Source organism: Microbulbifer sp. CNSA002, from assembly GCF_047324085.1.
Classification (GTDB): Bacteria; Pseudomonadota; Gammaproteobacteria; order Pseudomonadales; family Cellvibrionaceae; genus Microbulbifer.
The window spans coordinates 3,797,091-3,812,427 of record NZ_CP172449.1 but is presented as its reverse complement, the minus strand read 5'-3'; the positions used below and the strand labels follow the sequence as shown (position 1 = coordinate 3,812,427).

13 protein-coding genes are annotated in these 15,337 nt (G+C 50.3%); 7 read left to right on the top strand and 6 right to left on the bottom strand.

Going from position 1 to position 15,337, the window contains the following annotated elements; translation table 11 throughout:
- Window positions 1-38: 38 nt before the first annotated feature.
- From ACG1BZ_RS16870 to rluB, 3 genes are read left to right on the top strand one after another with little or no spacing between them, the layout of a single operon-like run.
- A complete protein-coding gene (locus tag ACG1BZ_RS16870; RefSeq protein WP_413662840.1) occupies window positions 39-1,061 on the top strand; it encodes a segregation and condensation protein A in 1,023 nt (340 codons plus the stop codon).
- A gap of 10 nt (window positions 1,062-1,071) precedes the next feature.
- Window positions 1,072-2,193, top strand: coding sequence for an SMC-Scp complex subunit ScpB (gene scpB / locus ACG1BZ_RS16865; protein WP_413662839.1), 1,122 nt, complete (start codon window positions 1,072-1,074; stop codon window positions 2,191-2,193).
- Window positions 2,190-3,056, top strand: a complete 867-nt coding sequence (gene rluB, locus ACG1BZ_RS16860) for a 23S rRNA pseudouridine(2605) synthase RluB (RefSeq protein WP_413662838.1) — start codon at window positions 2,190-2,192, stop codon at window positions 3,054-3,056. The genes scpB and rluB overlap by 4 nt, the downstream gene beginning before the upstream one ends.
- A 67-nt stretch (window positions 3,057-3,123) precedes the next feature.
- Here rluB and ACG1BZ_RS16855 read toward each other — a convergent pair whose 3' ends face one another.
- From ACG1BZ_RS16855 to ACG1BZ_RS16845, 3 genes are all read right to left on the bottom strand, one after another.
- The gene (locus ACG1BZ_RS16855) at window positions 3,124-3,801 is read right to left on the bottom strand and encodes an SRPBCC family protein (RefSeq protein WP_413662837.1); all 678 of its coding nucleotides are present in this window, start codon (window positions 3,799-3,801) and stop codon (window positions 3,124-3,126) included.
- Between the two features lie 88 nt (window positions 3,802-3,889).
- A complete protein-coding gene (locus tag ACG1BZ_RS16850; protein ID WP_413662836.1) occupies window positions 3,890-5,266 on the bottom strand; it encodes an ATP-binding protein in 1,377 nt (458 codons plus the stop codon).
- Window positions 5,267-5,276: 10 nt separating this feature from the next.
- Window positions 5,277-5,981, bottom strand: a complete 705-nt coding sequence (locus tag ACG1BZ_RS16845; protein ID WP_413662835.1) for a response regulator — start codon at window positions 5,979-5,981, stop codon at window positions 5,277-5,279.
- Window positions 5,982-6,149: 168 nt separating this feature from the next.
- Between ACG1BZ_RS16845 and ACG1BZ_RS16840 the strand changes: the two genes are divergently transcribed.
- From ACG1BZ_RS16840 to ACG1BZ_RS16825, 4 genes are all read left to right on the top strand, one after another.
- Window positions 6,150-6,614 (top strand): Spy/CpxP family protein refolding chaperone, encoded by a 465-nt coding sequence (locus tag ACG1BZ_RS16840; protein ID WP_413662834.1) that lies wholly within the window; start codon window positions 6,150-6,152, stop codon window positions 6,612-6,614.
- 221 nt (window positions 6,615-6,835) lie between these two features.
- Window positions 6,836-7,378 (top strand): flavodoxin, encoded by a 543-nt coding sequence (locus tag ACG1BZ_RS16835; RefSeq protein ID WP_413662833.1) that lies wholly within the window; start codon window positions 6,836-6,838, stop codon window positions 7,376-7,378.
- 6 nt (window positions 7,379-7,384) lie between these two features.
- Window positions 7,385-7,753 (top strand): hypothetical protein, encoded by a 369-nt coding sequence (locus tag ACG1BZ_RS16830; RefSeq protein ID WP_413662832.1) that lies wholly within the window; start codon window positions 7,385-7,387, stop codon window positions 7,751-7,753.
- 266 nt (window positions 7,754-8,019) lie between these two features.
- Complete coding sequence (locus tag ACG1BZ_RS16825) at window positions 8,020-8,481, top strand: Spy/CpxP family protein refolding chaperone (RefSeq protein WP_413662831.1); 462 nt, start codon at window positions 8,020-8,022, stop codon at window positions 8,479-8,481.
- A 303-nt stretch (window positions 8,482-8,784) separates the two neighbouring features.
- Here ACG1BZ_RS16825 and ACG1BZ_RS16820 read toward each other — a convergent pair whose 3' ends face one another.
- The 3 genes from ACG1BZ_RS16820 to ACG1BZ_RS16810 all read right to left on the bottom strand — a co-directional run bounded on the left by ACG1BZ_RS16820 (window position 8,785) and on the right by ACG1BZ_RS16810 (window position 15,067).
- The gene (locus tag ACG1BZ_RS16820) at window positions 8,785-10,467 is read right to left on the bottom strand and encodes a histidine kinase (RefSeq protein ID WP_413662830.1); all 1,683 of its coding nucleotides are present in this window, start codon (window positions 10,465-10,467) and stop codon (window positions 8,785-8,787) included.
- A 301-nt stretch (window positions 10,468-10,768) separates the two neighbouring features.
- Window positions 10,769-12,823, bottom strand: coding sequence for a prolyl oligopeptidase family serine peptidase (locus ACG1BZ_RS16815; protein WP_413662829.1), 2,055 nt, complete (start codon window positions 12,821-12,823; stop codon window positions 10,769-10,771).
- Between the two features lie 168 nt (window positions 12,824-12,991).
- Complete coding sequence (locus ACG1BZ_RS16810; protein WP_413662828.1) at window positions 12,992-15,067, bottom strand: S9 family peptidase; 2,076 nt, start codon at window positions 15,065-15,067, stop codon at window positions 12,992-12,994.
- Between the last annotated feature and the right edge of the window lie 270 nt (window positions 15,068-15,337).

Genomic DNA, 15,337 nt, shown 5'->3' with positions numbered 1-15,337 from the left:
GTATAATCGCGCGTTTGCACGATTGAGGGTGGGGCAGGGTGTCCAGTGATGAGTTACTAGCAGAGGTCGAGGAGCAAGTGCTGGCCGAGGTTGCGGCGAGCGATGATGAAGCTCCTGCCCAGGCTGGCGATGCAGAATCGCAGGGCCAGGACTCGGATGAGGATTCCCCCCTGGCTTTGGTGCAGGGCGAAATCTTTAACGACCTCCCGCAGGATCTCTTTATTCCACCAGATGCTTTGGAAGTTGTTCTGGAGGCTTTCGAGGGGCCTCTGGATCTCCTGCTATACCTGATTCGCCGCCAAAACCTGGATATTCTCGAGATCAACGTCTCCGACATTACCCATCAATATATGGCGTATGTGGAGATGATGACGGCAATTCGCTTTGACTTGGCCGCCGAGTATCTGGTAATGGCCGCTATGTTGGCGGAAATAAAGTCGCGGATGTTGTTGCCGCGACCGCCTGAAGCGGAGGAGGAAGAAGGCGAGGACCCCCGGGCGGCTCTGATTCGCCGTTTGCAGGAGTATGAGCGTTTCAAAACTGCGGCTGAGGATCTCGATGAAATCCCCCGTGTTGGCCGGGATGTCCATCAGGCCAATGCAGAGGCTCCCGATCGCAGTATCACACGCCCCGACCCTGAAATTGACTTGAAAGAAGTCCTGGTCGCCCTGGCTGATGTGCTGCGGCGTGCGGATATGTTTGAGAGCCACCAGGTTGAGCGGGAGAAGTTGTCCACCCGCGAGCGTATGACCCAGGTGCTGGATAAGATCCGCCACGGCCAGTTTGTGCCCTTTGTAAGCCTGTTTACCGTTGAGGAGGGTCGCCTCGGTGTCGTAGTGACCTTCCTGGCAGTGATGGAGCTGGTAAAAGAGTCACTGGTGGAGCTGGTGCAGAATGAAGCTTTTGGCCCGATCCACGTGCGCGCTCGCGCTGCTACCCACAGCAGTGAAAGCGAAGACGGTGCTGACAGCGAGCCTGAGGACCAGATTCTCGAAGAGGTTGAAGATCCAGAGGACGCTGTAGAGGCCTTGGATAAAGCGTCGGAAATGTATTCGAGTTAGAAAATAGAAGATGACAATCGCCCCCGAATTACTGCGCAAAATCGTCGAAGGCGCCCTGTTGGCCGCGGGCCAGCCTCTCAGTGAAGAAAAACTGTTGTCTTTGCTGGACGAGGAAGAGCAACCCTCCAAGACTACCCTGAGAGATGTGCTTGAAGAAATCGCCCAGAGTTGTGCTGACCGAGGGTTTGAACTGAAGAAAGTCGCGAGTGGTTGGCGTTTTCAAGTGCCGGAAGACCTGGCTCCATGGGTGAATCGGCTGTGGGAGGAAAAGGCGCAACGGTATTCCCGTGCAACCTTGGAGACCCTCGCCATTATCGCTTATCGACAGCCGGTAACCCGTGGTGATATCGAGGATATCCGCGGCGTTGCGGTGAGCTCGCATATTGTTAAAACCCTGCTGGAGCGCGGTTGGATTAAAGTTGTGGGGCAGCGGGATGTGCCCGGTAAGCCGTCTCTCTACGCAACAACCCGGGAGTTTCTCGATTATTTTAATTTGAGCACCCTGGATGATTTGCCGACTCTGGCGGAGATCCGCGATATCGAGAGTCTGAACCAGATTCTGGAACAGGAAGGTTTGCCTCCAGAGCCGGTTCCCGAGGAGGGGGAGTCCGAGGTGGACAATAGTGCTTCGGAAGACTCTGAGTCAGAGCGAGGCTCCGAGGCAGAACCCTCTACTGAAGCCACTGCGGCCGAACATGAAGATATAGACGATGCCCTGGTAGAAGCTTTGGCTGAGGAAGTTGCTGCTGAAGCATCAGGCGCCGAGTCCGAGTCCGAAGTAGACCGCGAAGTAGCGCCCGCCGAGACGGATGCAGAGGAAGACCCAGTGGAAACTGCGGCAGCAGAGATCCAGTGGGAAATGGAGCAGGAAGACTCTGAAGGTAATTCGGAGTTGGATGTAAATGTTGATCTAAGTGAAGAGAGTGAACTTCACAGTGATGAGGGAAGCAGCGCTGAATCGCTGCAAGCAGAAGAAGAGAGCGAGAACTCTCTAACGGCAACGTTACCACCCAGCAGTATGTTTGCCGAAGACGACACAGCTGAAGAGGTCGCCGAGGAGTCGGTGGAGGCAAATGCTGATGTCGATGAAGATTCCAAAGAAGTAGTACAAGTGGAAAGCACCACCCCATGAGTGATGGTACCCCGCCAGCAGGCGAGAAATTACAGAAAGTATTAGCGCGCACCGGCCTCGGTTCGCGCCGTGAAATGGAGCGCGCAATTGATGCGGGCCGCGTAACCGTAAATGGAAAAGTGGCGGAGCTTGGCGAGCGCGTAACTGACGCGGATCTTATCGAGTTTGATGGTAGCCGGCTGCCTTCGGCAGAGCAGAATCGCTGCCGGGTAATACTCTACAACAAACCGGTTGGAGAAATATGCTCCCGCCACGACCCGGAAGGCCGCCCGACGGTCTACGATCGCCTGCCGAGACTGAAAACCGGCCGCTGGATTTCTGTTGGGCGCCTGGATTTCAATACCAGTGGTTTGCTGCTGTTTACCAATAGCGGAGAGCTGGCCAATAAATTAATGCATCCCTCCTCGGTAATCGACCGCGAATACTTGGTTCGAATCCAGGGTGATGTGGATGAGGAAATGAGGCGGCGTCTGCTCAAGGGCGTGTTGTTGGATGATGGGTCGGCGCGCTTTACCGACATCGTAGAGAGTGGTGGTGAAGGTAAAAACCGCTGGTTCTACTGCGTAGTGATGGAGGGCCGCAACCGCGAGGTGCGTCGTCTGTGGGAGTCCCAGGGAGTTAGAGTTAGCCGCTTGAAGCGTGTGCGCTACGGCAGCGTCTTTATTCCCTCCCATGTGCGCGTCGGGCAGTGGATTGAGATGGAGCCCCGCGAGATCGATGACCTCTGCGTAACGGCGGGAATGCCGAAACTGGGCCAGCGCCCATTGACCCAGGGTGAGAAACAAAACCTGGAGCGCCAGCGCAGGAAGTTGCGCAAGTCACCGGCGCCAGCCGCGCGACGCAATCGACCGAAGTCGGTTTAAACAGAAAAAGCCCGCAAATTGCGGGCTTTTTTGTATTTCAGTAATCGCTACTCTTAATTGCTGAGTGTTACTGCTGGTTTTCCGGTGTTTCTCCTGCTTCCTCTTCATTCTGGTCTCGCAGTTCACTGGGGACACCCTGAGGGCCATCACCCATTGCATCATCTACATCGGATGGAATATCTGAAACTGAATCGGTGGAGGTTCCGTCGGAGGTGCTATTTTCCGGTGCTGTTTCAACCAGGTTTTTAAGTTTTTCCAACCCTTGTTCATAAGACTCTCCCACCATTTTTTTCACTGCCAAGCCCATCCAGCGTTCTCTGGGACCACCGCCGGTATCGCTGTGGAAGTTCCAGGTAAGAAGGGTGCCGCCATCCTTTGGTTCCAGCTGGAATTCTGCCGTGGCCTGGCTGCCATCACCAAAATCCAGCTTGGTGGCGACTACAGAATCTCGCTTGCTGGCGAAGATAGTTTGACTACCGCTTCCGGCTTTGGAGTTTTCGCCGCGCCAACTCATTTTGGCGCCGACGCCTTCCAGGGGACCGCTGTACTCATAGAGTACCGAGGGGTCGATATGGCGCCATGGGGACCACTCGTTGAATTTGTGGAAATTATTAACGTAGGGGAAAACCACTTGTGGCGGTTTGTTGATAAATACGCTGCGATGAACAGTGACTTCGCGTGGGAATAAATATCCCGCGAGCACGAGAATTACCAAGGCAATAAGAATATAAATAATCCAGCGCATAGCGGGTTCCTTTGCTATTTGCGGGTGCAAGGAAGCAACCGCCAGAAAACTCTGGCGGTAGAGATGCTTATATTAGCTGCTGCGATGCTTAATCGTCGGCAATATGTAGCAGGGGGAGCTTAATCTCAACACACAGGCCCGCATCCCGACTGTTTTTGGCGCTGATGCTTCCCTGGTGATGTAGGATGGTGCGCTGGGCGATAGCGAGTCCCAGTCCAAAGCCACCACTTTCCCGGGTGCGTGCACTATCTGTGCGATAGAAGGGGCGGAAAATAGCCTCCAATTCCTCATCTGCCACGCCGGAACCTGAGTCAATGACTGAGATAGTGCAGGATTCTGAGGATTCTTTAATCGACACCTTGACCCGGCCGTGCTCGGGACTGTACTTGATTGCGTTGCGCAGGATGTTCTCCAGGGCAGCGGTCAGGGAGCTGCCCCGGGTTGCGACAAGGAGCTCTTCCCCTTCGGAACGAATTTCAAAGGATAGGTCTTTGTCAGCAGCTTCGCTGTGGAGGTCTTCCGCCAGGGCGCTTATCAGGGCATTTACTTCCACTACGTCATCCAGGGGGCGCTGCTCCTGGCTGCTAATAGGAAGTGATAGCACGTCGGCAATAATATCTTCCAGGTAATCCGCTGCCTTGCCGATTTTATCCAGTTCTGTATCGAGCCCGTTAATTTGCTTTTGGCGGGCGATGGCCAATGCCACTTGCAGGCGCGCTAATGGCGAGCGCAGTTCGTGAGAGACATCCTTGATCAGGCGACGCTGCTCGGACATCGACTCCTGAAGCTGGGCAGTCATAGAATCGAAGTCCAGGGCCAGGTCAGTCAGTTCATCATTCCGAGACTTCAGGGATGGAGTCACGCGGTAGTCCAGTTCGCCGGCAGCCACGCGCTTGGTGGCGGCGCGCAACTGTTCAAGAGGGCGGCTCAGGTAGCGGGCCAACCAGTAGCAGGCTAGGCCCGAGGCGATCATGGAAAGCAGTAACATCGGCCAAAAGTTGCGCCACAGGAAGCGCAGCAATAGGCCTTCCTTGCTATCCCCAGCAACGACGACGATACGCAGGGGGTCTCCGGTGCGCAGTGGTAGAAAGAAGCCTACAGTGGGCTTGTTATTTACCAGTTTGTGAGCTTCGCGATTGCGGTAATCAAGACTGTCGATCAACGAGCCCATATTTGATGGCACTTCGCGACCGAGGATGTCGTTGCCTTGTTGATCAACCGCATAAACCCGCCGTTTGACTTTTTTGGGGGCTTTCTCGAGCCAGTGCTGGAATTGTTCGGGACCGTGACGGCGGGCGATTCGCATATTTCGCATGACCTCGCGAAATAGGGCGGGGCCCTCCCAGCGTTCCTCTTGTCGGGGATCGCCGAATTCACCGAAGTGGGTAATGTAAATGGCGGCTACAACCATCACCATGGCGGTGATCCAGGCCCCAAAGAACATTTTCCAGAAGAGACTGCGCATCGTGGAAAACCTACTGCTTGCTCTGGGTGAGCATGTATCCGGCACCTCGGATATTGATAATTAGGTCGCGGCTGGCACCTTTATCCGCGAGCTTCTTGCGAATGTTACTGACATGGACATCAATGGAGCGGTCGTAGGGCATCAGCTTACGGCCAAGGGCACTTTCAGTGAGAACCTCTTTGCCAACCACTTCGCCGGCATGCTGAACCAGTACCTTGAGCACGGCGAACTCTGCGCCGGTCAGAGCCAAAGCCTGGTCGTTCCAATAACCCTGATGCTCTGCAGGCAGTAGTCGAATCTGGCCGCTGCTAAGAGTGTCGTCGCTCTCTTCAGCTTCGACTCGTCCGCGGCGGAGTACTGCGCGCAGTCGGGCCGCCAATTCCCTGGGATTGCAGGGTTTGGGCAGGTAGTCGTCGGCACCCATTTCCAGGCCGACGATACGATCCACAGTGTCCCCTTTTGCAGTAAGCATCAAAACCGGTAGGGAGCGGCTTGCTGCTGAAGCCTCCTCCCTAAGTTTGCGCAGTACTTCAAAGCCATTGTGAACGGGCAGCATGACGTCCAGAACCAGAGCGTCAAAGCTCTCGCTCTGAGCGAGTTCTAGTCCCCGGCCACCATCATTGGCTGCGGTTACTTGAAAACCCTCTCCGGTAAGGTACTCCCTTAGCAAGTCGGTGAGTTCGGTGTCATCGTCGATTAAAAGGATGCGGCTCATGGCGTTCTCTCAGTTTCTGTGTGGCCATTATATGCAAAGCGCTGGCGCTGGTTACCGCTGGCGATAGGGCTTTTTACCGTTCTTAACAAATGTTTACCGGCGTTTTCCCCCGTTTACACAAGCTGGGCTTACTATGTAGTCACTGAACGCGAACATGAGGAAGTAGGAATGAAACACTGGAAACAAGCAATGGGAAGCTTGGCCTTGATAGGTGTTCTGGTTGCCCCTGCGGCACTTGCTTTCGGCGGTGGTGAAGGTGGTCAGGGGCGCGGATTTGAATATATGGTCCGCCAGCTTGAGTTGACCGAAGGCCAGCAGGCACAGTTAAAGGCCAACCGGGAGAGCAACCGAGAGGCGAGAATGGCACAGCGCGAGCAAATGATCGAGCTGCGCAAGGAATTAAATGCGGCGATTGAGTCGGGCGCTGACCAGGCGACACTGGATCAATTGGGCGAAGAGCTAGGCAAGCTAAAGCTTCTGGAGATGCAGAACCGCAACGAAATGAAAGAACAGTTTAAGGCCATTCTGACTGATGAGCAGAAGGCCAAGCTAGAGCAGCTAAAGAGTGAGCGCAAAGCGCGCCAAATGAAACGGCGCGATGAAAGCTCTGCAAGCCAGGATTCAGAGTCCTAGGCCCCCCAACCAAAGACTCCTTGTGCGATCCGCTGGGTGCACCCTTCCCCAAGGCCCAGCAGGTTCATAACCCTTAGCCCCCGCTGCCCCGGGGGCATTTTTCTTTATGCCTGCCGAAACCTGATCAGATAGGTAACTTGCTGAGCCTGGTTATTGCTGGGAGAATACGCCGCCTTGTAATTTAGTATGTAGCGGCCCGGACTGGGCGGAGAGGGTTGACTGTGAGTAAAATCGGCTTGTTCTATGGCAGTGATGAGGGTAATACCGAGTCTGTAGCTTTGCGCATCCGCGCCCGCCTTGGCGAAGACAATGTAGACCTGTTTGATATTGCCGATGTCACCCAGTTGGATATTGCTAATTATCAGTATCTTATCTTTGGAATCCCTACCTGGGACTTTGGTCAGATTCAATCTGACTGGGAAGAGTTCTGGGAGGATGTGCAGGAAATCGATTTTAGCGGAAAGACCGTCGCTTTATTTGGCCTGGGAGACCAATTTGGGTACGGCGACTATTTCTTGGATGCGATGGGCATGCTCCACGATGTTATTGTGGAAAAAGGAGCCACTATAGTCGGTCACTGGTCCACTGAAGGCTACGAGTATGAAGCCTCAAAAGCTGAAGTCGAAGGTGAAGCAAAGTTTGTCGGCCTGGCTATTGATGAAGACCAGCAGGAAGAGATGACCACAGAGCGGCTGAATCGCTGGTGTCGGCAAATAGCTGAAGAGCTTGCGCTTGATAGTGATGTTCTTGAGTTGGATGACTGATTCGCTATGAAAAGCTCCCTGTTGTTCAGCGAGTTTTGGCCCTGGCTGGCAGAGCATACAAATTGCATCGTCAGGGCCGGAAGTAGTGATTCGGTAGTATACGATGATGATGACTACCACTGGCGCTTCACCGCTGAAGATGCCCGTACCAAGTTGGTTCAGGTAATGCGCGGTAAACGACCCGTCGCCGAGCTGTTTATTGAGCCTGAACATATAGCCGCTGTGCGTATTTCTCCCGGGGAGCGGGGAGAGTACAACTTTGACCTGATAGCAGAAGTCCAGGGGCGCGAACAGGTTGTTTATTACTTTGTTCTGACTCACTCACTGGAAGATGTGGATACGAAACAAAATCCCTCCTCAGCCGCTCTCCATTAAAACGATTTTGATCTTGTGGAAGTTATACTAGTCAGGCCTGTATAACTTCCGGATTAAATTTCTAACTTAAATTCTATCCCTCTCTTTTATTTCCCTTCACAACCATTAATTTGAAAATTTTTTTACAGTCGGTGCATTTTGTAAACTGTATTTATTATAAAAAGCGCTTGTTGTGAGTTCTTAACAAAGGTTTACCACAGTTATCCCCCGTTTACACGGCGCCCACTTACTATGTACTTACTGAATGCAAACGAGAGGGTTGAACGATGAAAAACTGGAAAACTGTAGTAGGTAGTTTGGCTTTGGCTGGCGTTGTAGCAGTACCAGCCGTTGGTATGGCATGTGATGGTAAAGGACGTATGGAAGGTCGCGGCCATGGACCAGAAAAAATTGCTAAAGAGCTGGACCTGACGGAAGCTCAAAAGGATCAACTGAAGGAGCTTCGCGAGTCCAACCGTGAAGGAAAAATAGCTAAGCGCGAAGAAATGCACAAAGCGTATGAAGAGTTGCGTGAAGCAATACGTTCCGGTGCCGATCAGCAGACACTGGCAAGCCTGGGGGCCAAGATTGGCAAACTGGAAGTCGCTAAAATGCAGAGCCGCAACCAGATGCGCACTCAATTTGAATCTGTATTAACAGATGAGCAGCTCGCCAAGCTGGAAACCCTGAAGGCTGAAAAAAAGGATCGTCATATGAAGAAGTGGAAGGCATATCGCGATCACAGTTAAGAGTGGGCATAGTTTAACTGCTTTAATGTTGCACCAGGTAGTTTGAGGTGTAGCAGGTCCAGCTGCATCTACAGCAGCTGGTCGTAGTTCATAACGCGGCTTTGAATTAGAGCCGCTCTTTAAATCAATGACTAAGGAATTAAACTACAACCTTCTCCGTCAGAAATACACCGCGCGGATGCATGGATTACTCTTGACCGAGAGAGTTGTAGTTTAAGCCTGTGATAGCAAGATTCAAAATTTCATTGGATCTAAACCAGCTAATGATGAAATCCTTTCGGATCAATCTTTAATAACTACAAATTAGTAGATAAATACAGCACCTGAATTAGGGTTACCGTTGTTTTTCTTATCGCCACCAATACCAGTGGCATTGCTATCTTCACCAGGGGCGCCCACTACAAGTGTATTTCCATCTGCGCTGAGACTTACAGAATGGCTGAATTCATCATTTTTTTCCGTTGTACTTGACTTGATATAAGCTCCTTTGCTCCAGGTAGTATTTGAACGTGTATATATATAAATTGCTCCAGAGTCCTGGGCATTATTATCTTGCTCATCACCATTAATACCACTGGCATGGCTGTCTTCGCCGAGAGCTCCGACTGCAAGAGTGTCCCCATTTTCGCTGAGGCTAACGGAGAAACCAAATATGTCGCCTCCGTTTGCATAGTTGAGTTCGGTATTGTGGGCTTTGAGGTAGGATTGCTGGACCCAATCAGCATTTGTTTGTACAAATATGTATACTGCTCCAGTGTAGTCAAGGGCATCATTGTTTTCCTGGTTTCCATTAATACCTGTAGCAAAGCTACGCTCACCAATAGCCCCTACTGCGAGAGTAGAGGCATCGCTGCTCAGGTGAATGGCAGAGCCAAACAAATCGTATTTATCACTGTTGCTGGCTTTAATATGAGATTGTTGGGTCCAGGTGGTTTCGGGTCGGGTGAATATATATACGGCGCCAGAGCTGGCTGCGCTATAACTGGGTAGAAAACTATTTATACCCTTAGCTCCGCTACTTTCAAAGGGGGCGCTAACTGCTAGGGTGTTTCCGTCATTGCTAAGGCTTACACTTCTTCCAAATTGGCTGTTTGGCCCTGTGTTACCAGCTTTTATATAGGCTTGTTGCTTCCAGTTGCTCTTGTTGTAATTGAAAATATATACAGCGCCAGATTTAGAGTGGTCATTGCTAGTTTGGTCGCCATTTATGCCTGAACTACTACTATCTTCACCGCGAGCGCCGACTGCAAGAGTTTTGCCATCGCCACTAAGGCTGACGGAGTAACCAAATGCATCGTCAAGATCACTGTTGCTGGGCTTTATATAAACTTGCTGGGTCCAAGTGTTGCTTGTGCGGCTAAATAAATATACGGCACCAAATCCGAATGAGTTAAAGCTACTATTACCTTGATCACCATTGATTCCGGTGGCACTACTATTTTCACGATGAGCACCAATTGCGAGTTTATTGCCGTCATTACTTAAGCTAATAGAATGGCCAAAATAATCTCCCTTATCAGCATTACTGGCTTGGAGCGAAGCCTGTTCAGTCCAGTTAAGGTTGTTGCGCGTAAAGATATAAACTGTTCCGGGAGGGTTGGAATTTTCAGTTCGGAGTAATTCACCTGGCGCTCCGACAGCGAGAGTATTGCCATCGCCACTAAGAGCTATTGATCCTCCAAAATATTCACCCTCGGTAGAGTCGCTTGATTTTAAGTAACCAATACTATCAATAAGAGGGTCATTAACAGCAAGAATATCTGAGTTGGAACACCCGTGGTTATTGCAGGCCTGTAAGATATACTGAGCGTTTACTCTGGAGTGCAACGGCACTTCTAAGATATAACTTCCTGCCTCGTACTGGATATCACTTCCAATCTGACTAAACCCTGAAGCTCCATCAGGATTCTCTTGAAGTCGGTAGTAGATCGCTCCTTCAACATGATCCCAGTTGAACTCGAAGAGTTTAATTGACTTAAAACTCAAATTAACATTTTGAGGTTGATTAGGTATAGAGTTTGTCGATTCAATATTAGTTTCACTCCTGCTACATGCGATGAGCAAAGGTAAAACTATTGCGAAAGCAGCGAAAAAGGGTTTTATCATATTGATTGTGGAGTTTTAGGGTAAATTAAGATTAGGGGTTTGGCCGGTTTAGATGTAGGGAGTTTGTCAGGTAACTTTAAAGCTAATTATGCGTTAGGTAGGAAGTAGGAGGCAAATGTGAAAAAGAGCGGGCTTTGAAGGCCCGCCTAGACGATTAGCTAAAATTAACTAGTGCCGATAGTTAATTTCTTGCTAGATCTTCGCTTTCCCTATCAGGCTTGTGCTGGTCAAACCAATATAAAATCGATGCAACTTTTGCAACTAACTGACTTGGCCTGGCAGCGATACTGTGGGATGCCCCTGGTATGCGAACCATGGCAGCGTCAACGTCATTAAGTTTTAGTGCTTGATAAAACTGTTCTGTTTCTGACATCGGTGTGCGGTAGTCCTCTTCCCCGGTTAAGAGCATGGTGGGAGTGGTAACGTTTCCGACATAGGTGAGCGGTGAGCGGCGGCGGTATTCCTCAGGTTTCTCCCAGGGCATCCCTGAGAACCAATAGTTGGTAAAGAACCTGGAATAATCGGCAGTTAAGACAAAGCTTTCCCAGTTGATAACAGGCTTGGCAACAACAGCGGCCCTAAAACGGTCAGTTTTACCAATGATCCAGGCTGTCAATGTGCCTCCGCCACTGCCACCAGTAACAAACAACTGCTCTTCATCAATATAACCTTGAGAAATTACAGCATCGACGCCAGAGATCAGGTCGTCGTAATCCTGGCTCGGGTAGTTATGGTGAATTAAGTTGGCAAATTCATGGCCGTAGCTGGTGGAGCCTCGGGGGTTAGTGTATAGAACAACGTACCCAGCAGCGGCAAATAACTGGACTTCGGCGGCAAATCTGGGGCCGTAATTAGAGAAAGGGCCACCGTGAATTTCCAATAGAAGGGGATATTTCTTCTCGGGATCGAAATTGGGTGGGTAAGCGACCCAGCCCTGAACATTTCGGCCGTCAAAGCTCGATTTGTAGTTGATCTCCTCAATGTTTGCCATCTCGCGCAGAGGCATCAGGTCGCCATTGAGCTGGGTGAGTGCCTGGGTTTTGCCGTTGCGCGCTAGAGCCAGTTCGGCGGGACTCTGAGGGGTTGTTTGTGTGTATGCGATATCCCCGCGTTTGGAGACTGCAAAATTGGCACCGGAGTAAGGGCGTCCCAGCGACAGACCTCCAGCGTCGCTGGCCATCAGGGTTTCGCCGGAACCAATTTTCTTGATGGCTATTTTGGTGGAGCCGTGATCGTCGTAGCTATAGGCAATTCGCTTGCTATCGTCCAGCCAGTGGAAATTGGAGATGCTGCGATCCTTGGCTGTTTTTATTTTACGGGACTTCCCGCTATTGATATCCAGGATGTGCAGAGTATGTTGCTGGTATCCTAGCTTCTGATCTACAAAGCCTAAATAGGCCAGCTTTGAACCATCAGGAGACATCTGCGGGTGATGGTCGGGACCATAACGTTCGGTAATCTGCTCGATACTGCCGTTTTTTAGGCTCACCTTGTAAATTTCCGAGTTCATCAGCTCGATTTCGTGATCGGGATGACGATTGGCTGAGAAGTAAATTGCACTATTATTTTTACTCCAGGCGAGACTGCTGTGGTGATCGTACTCACCTTCGGTAAGCTGGCGAGGAGTACCGCCCTCTCGAGGAATCACAAAAACCTGTACATGTCCCTGCTTTAAATAGCCCATGCCATCTGAACGATAAATGCTGCTGTCGATAAACTGTGGTGGCTTAGCCCACTCTGCGCCTTCCGGGGCACTGGGGAGCTGTACTGGCAGAGGTTTGCTTTCCGGTACGAACATAGTGAAAGCTATTTGCTTTCCATCCCGTGACCACTGGATATTTGAGGGGGATTTTGGCAGGTGAGTAATCTGCAGATCCTGGCCATTATCTAACCACAGCAGGTGGATCTGTGGGCTGCCACTGCGGGTGCTGATAAAAGCGATGGTCTTCCCGTCTGGGGATAGCTGTGGGGAGTAATCGGAGTAGTCTCCAGAGGTCAGAGGGCGGTGATCTTTGCCATCGGTACCGATACGCCAAAGGTTCGCGCGCTTGCCGTCTTTCATTTTGTTCATTGAGTTGCGGACGTAATAAATACTTTTCCCGTCACTGCTGAACTGAGGGCTACTCGCGTATTCGAGGTTAAATACATCCTCGTAACTAAAATTAGGTAGTTGGTTATCAGCGAGCGCAGGGCTGGCGATAAACATCGCTGCGACAATTTTTATTAGCCGGTTCATGATGATCTTTAGGCTCCTCCTTTTTGTTTCCTAGAGGATACCTGAGGAAGGGGGGTAAAGGGAGTGATTCGTTGACTGGTGTGCTCGATGGGATAACCCGTGATGGAGCAGCAGGGTGGCTGACCTGCTACTCCATTATTTGGCCGAATATGCCTGTAAAATTTTGAATTAGTTGGTTGCCAAGTCCTCGCTTTCATTTTCTCTATCGGGTTTGTGTTGATCAAACCAGTAAAGGGTCGAGGCTACTTTAGAGATTCTCTTGCTGGGTCTATCAGAAAAGTTATGGGATGTGTTTGGAAGGCGCACCATAGCCGCCTCTACATCATTTAACTTGAGTGCTTGGTAAAACTGTTCGGTCTCAGATATCGGGGTGCGATAATCGTTTTCTCCAGTCAATAGCATGGTCGGTGTAGTGACATTGCCAATATATGTGAGTGGAGAGCGGCGTCGATACTCCTCGGGGGCCTCCCAAGGCATCCCGGAAAACCAGTAGCGAGTAAATATTTTGGAGTAATCGGCAGTTAGAACAAAGCTCTCCCAATTGATTACCGGTGCGACAACTACCGCAGCCCTGAATCGTTCAGTTTTACCAATAATCCAGGCTGTCAGTGTGCCGCCGGCGCTTCCACCTGTGACAAATAATTGATCTTCATCGATATAGCCTTGGGCGATAACTGCATCGACACCCGCCATTAGGTCATCGTAATCCTGGCTCGGGAAGTTGTGATGGATCAGGTTGGCAAACTCATTGCCGTAGCTGGTAGAGCCGCGAGGGTTAGTGTAGAGCACGACATAGCCTGCGGCGGCAAATAGCTGCATTTCGGCAGAAAAGCGCGGGCCGTAGTTAGATAGTGGGCCACCGTGAATCTCAAGTAACAGGGGGTATTTATTTTGCGGGTCGAAATTTGGGGGGTAGGCGATCCAGCCCTGGATATTGCGACCATCGAAGCTGGATTTATAGTTGATCTCTTCCACATGGGCCATATTGCGTAGAGGTATCAAATCACTGTTGATCGCCGTGAGAGTTTTTATCTTACCGCCACGAGAAATTGCAAGTTCTGCGGGAATTTGAGGTGTGGTTCGGGTATAAACTACGTTTCCAAGTTTGGAGACAGCAAAATCTGAAAAACTATAGGGCGCGCCTAGTGTCAGTCCACCAGCGTCATCCGCTATCAAGGTTTCCTTTCCGCCAATTTTCTTAATGGCAATTTTGGTTGAGCCATGATCGTCATAGCTGTAAGCAATACGCTTACTGTCAGCGAGCCACTGAAAATCGGAAACGCTACGATCGCTGGCAGTTTTTATTAGCTGGTTTTTTCCACTAGCGAGGTCGATCACTCGCAAAGTGTTTTGGTGGTAGGAAAACCGCTGATCTTCATAGCCTAAATATGCCAGCTTTCTTCCGTCGGGTGAGATTTGAGGTTGAAAATCGGGGCCAAATCTCTCGGTTACTTGCTCAATATTTCCATCGTTGATATTTACCTTGTAAATTTCTGAATCCAGCAGTTCAATTTCATGATTTGGGTGGCGATTTGCTGAAAAGTAAATGGCCTTATTATTTTTGCCCCAGCTGAGCTGGCTGTTGTGCTCGTAGTCCCCACTGGTGAGCTGACGGGGAGTGCCTCCTTCATGGGAAATCATGAAAACCTGTGAATTACCCTGCTCTAAGTATCCCTGGCCCTCAATGCGATACAAGCTCTTGTCGATAAACTGAGGTGTTTCCTCCCACTCGCCCCCTTCTGGTGGTGTGGGAAGCTCCACTGGCAGCGGTTTGTTCTCGGGCACGAACATGGTGAAGGCTATATGCTGACCATCGTGGGACCACTGGATATTTGATGGGGCTTTGGGTAGATGGGAAATTTGCTCACTTTTACCATTGTCTAGCCACAACAAATGTATCTGGGGCTTTCCACTCCTGTCGCTGATAAAGGCAATGGTTTTTCCATCTGGAGATAGATGTGGCGAGTGGTCGTGAAAATCTCCCGAGGTTAGGGGGCGATGATCTTTGCCATCATCGCTGATATACCAGAGGTTTGCCCTTGTGGTATCTGCCATTTTGTTCAGGGAGTTGCGCACGTAATAAATATTTTTATCGTTAGTGCCAAACTGTGGGTCGCTGGCGTACTCCAGGTCGAAAATATCCTCGTAGCTAAAATTGGGTGAATGTTCATTTGTATTTGCGTGGGTGGAAAATGCCGGGCTTGCAATAACTGCCGCAGCAATAAACTTTATAAACCTATCCATGGTCCGTGAGCTCCTTTTTATTGTTAGATACAGCATACCGAAGGGGTGTCAACAGAGGGGATAAATACGCTGAAGTGTAGTATTGAAGGGATAGTCAGTTTATTTGGCGGATAAACCTTTTGGAGTTTTACTTTCTCAAAAAGGAAAGCCGGGGTAGATCAAAATTAAACTTGGTGCTTTCGTCTTTTTTGAGCCTGTAAAATAAGCCAGATTAATCGAAATAGTAGCTATGTTAATACTTTCCGATAAATATCTTTGAGAGTATCAAAC

Excerpts from the sequence above, each read along its gene's own strand:
- scpB (WP_413662839.1), top strand. The coding sequence starts at position 1,072 with ATGACAATCGCCCCCGAATTACTGCGCAAAATCGTCGAAGGCGCCCTG.
- rluB (WP_413662838.1), top strand. The coding sequence starts at position 2,190 with ATGAGTGATGGTACCCCGCCAGCAGGCGAGAAATTACAGAAAGTATTA.
- ACG1BZ_RS16855 (WP_413662837.1), bottom strand. The coding sequence starts at position 3,801 with ATGCGCTGGATTATTTATATTCTTATTGCCTTGGTAATTCTCGTGCTC.
- ACG1BZ_RS16850 (WP_413662836.1), bottom strand. The coding sequence starts at position 5,266 with ATGCGCAGTCTCTTCTGGAAAATGTTCTTTGGGGCCTGGATCACCGCC.
- ACG1BZ_RS16845 (WP_413662835.1), bottom strand. The coding sequence starts at position 5,981 with ATGAGCCGCATCCTTTTAATCGACGATGACACCGAACTCACCGACTTG.
- ACG1BZ_RS16840 (WP_413662834.1), top strand. The coding sequence starts at position 6,150 with ATGAAACACTGGAAACAAGCAATGGGAAGCTTGGCCTTGATAGGTGTT.
- ACG1BZ_RS16830 (WP_413662832.1), top strand. The coding sequence starts at position 7,385 with ATGAAAAGCTCCCTGTTGTTCAGCGAGTTTTGGCCCTGGCTGGCAGAG.
- ACG1BZ_RS16825 (WP_413662831.1), top strand. The coding sequence starts at position 8,020 with ATGAAAAACTGGAAAACTGTAGTAGGTAGTTTGGCTTTGGCTGGCGTT.
- ACG1BZ_RS16815 (WP_413662829.1), bottom strand. The coding sequence starts at position 12,823 with ATGAACCGGCTAATAAAAATTGTCGCAGCGATGTTTATCGCCAGCCCT.
- ACG1BZ_RS16810 (WP_413662828.1), bottom strand. The coding sequence starts at position 15,067 with ATGGATAGGTTTATAAAGTTTATTGCTGCGGCAGTTATTGCAAGCCCG.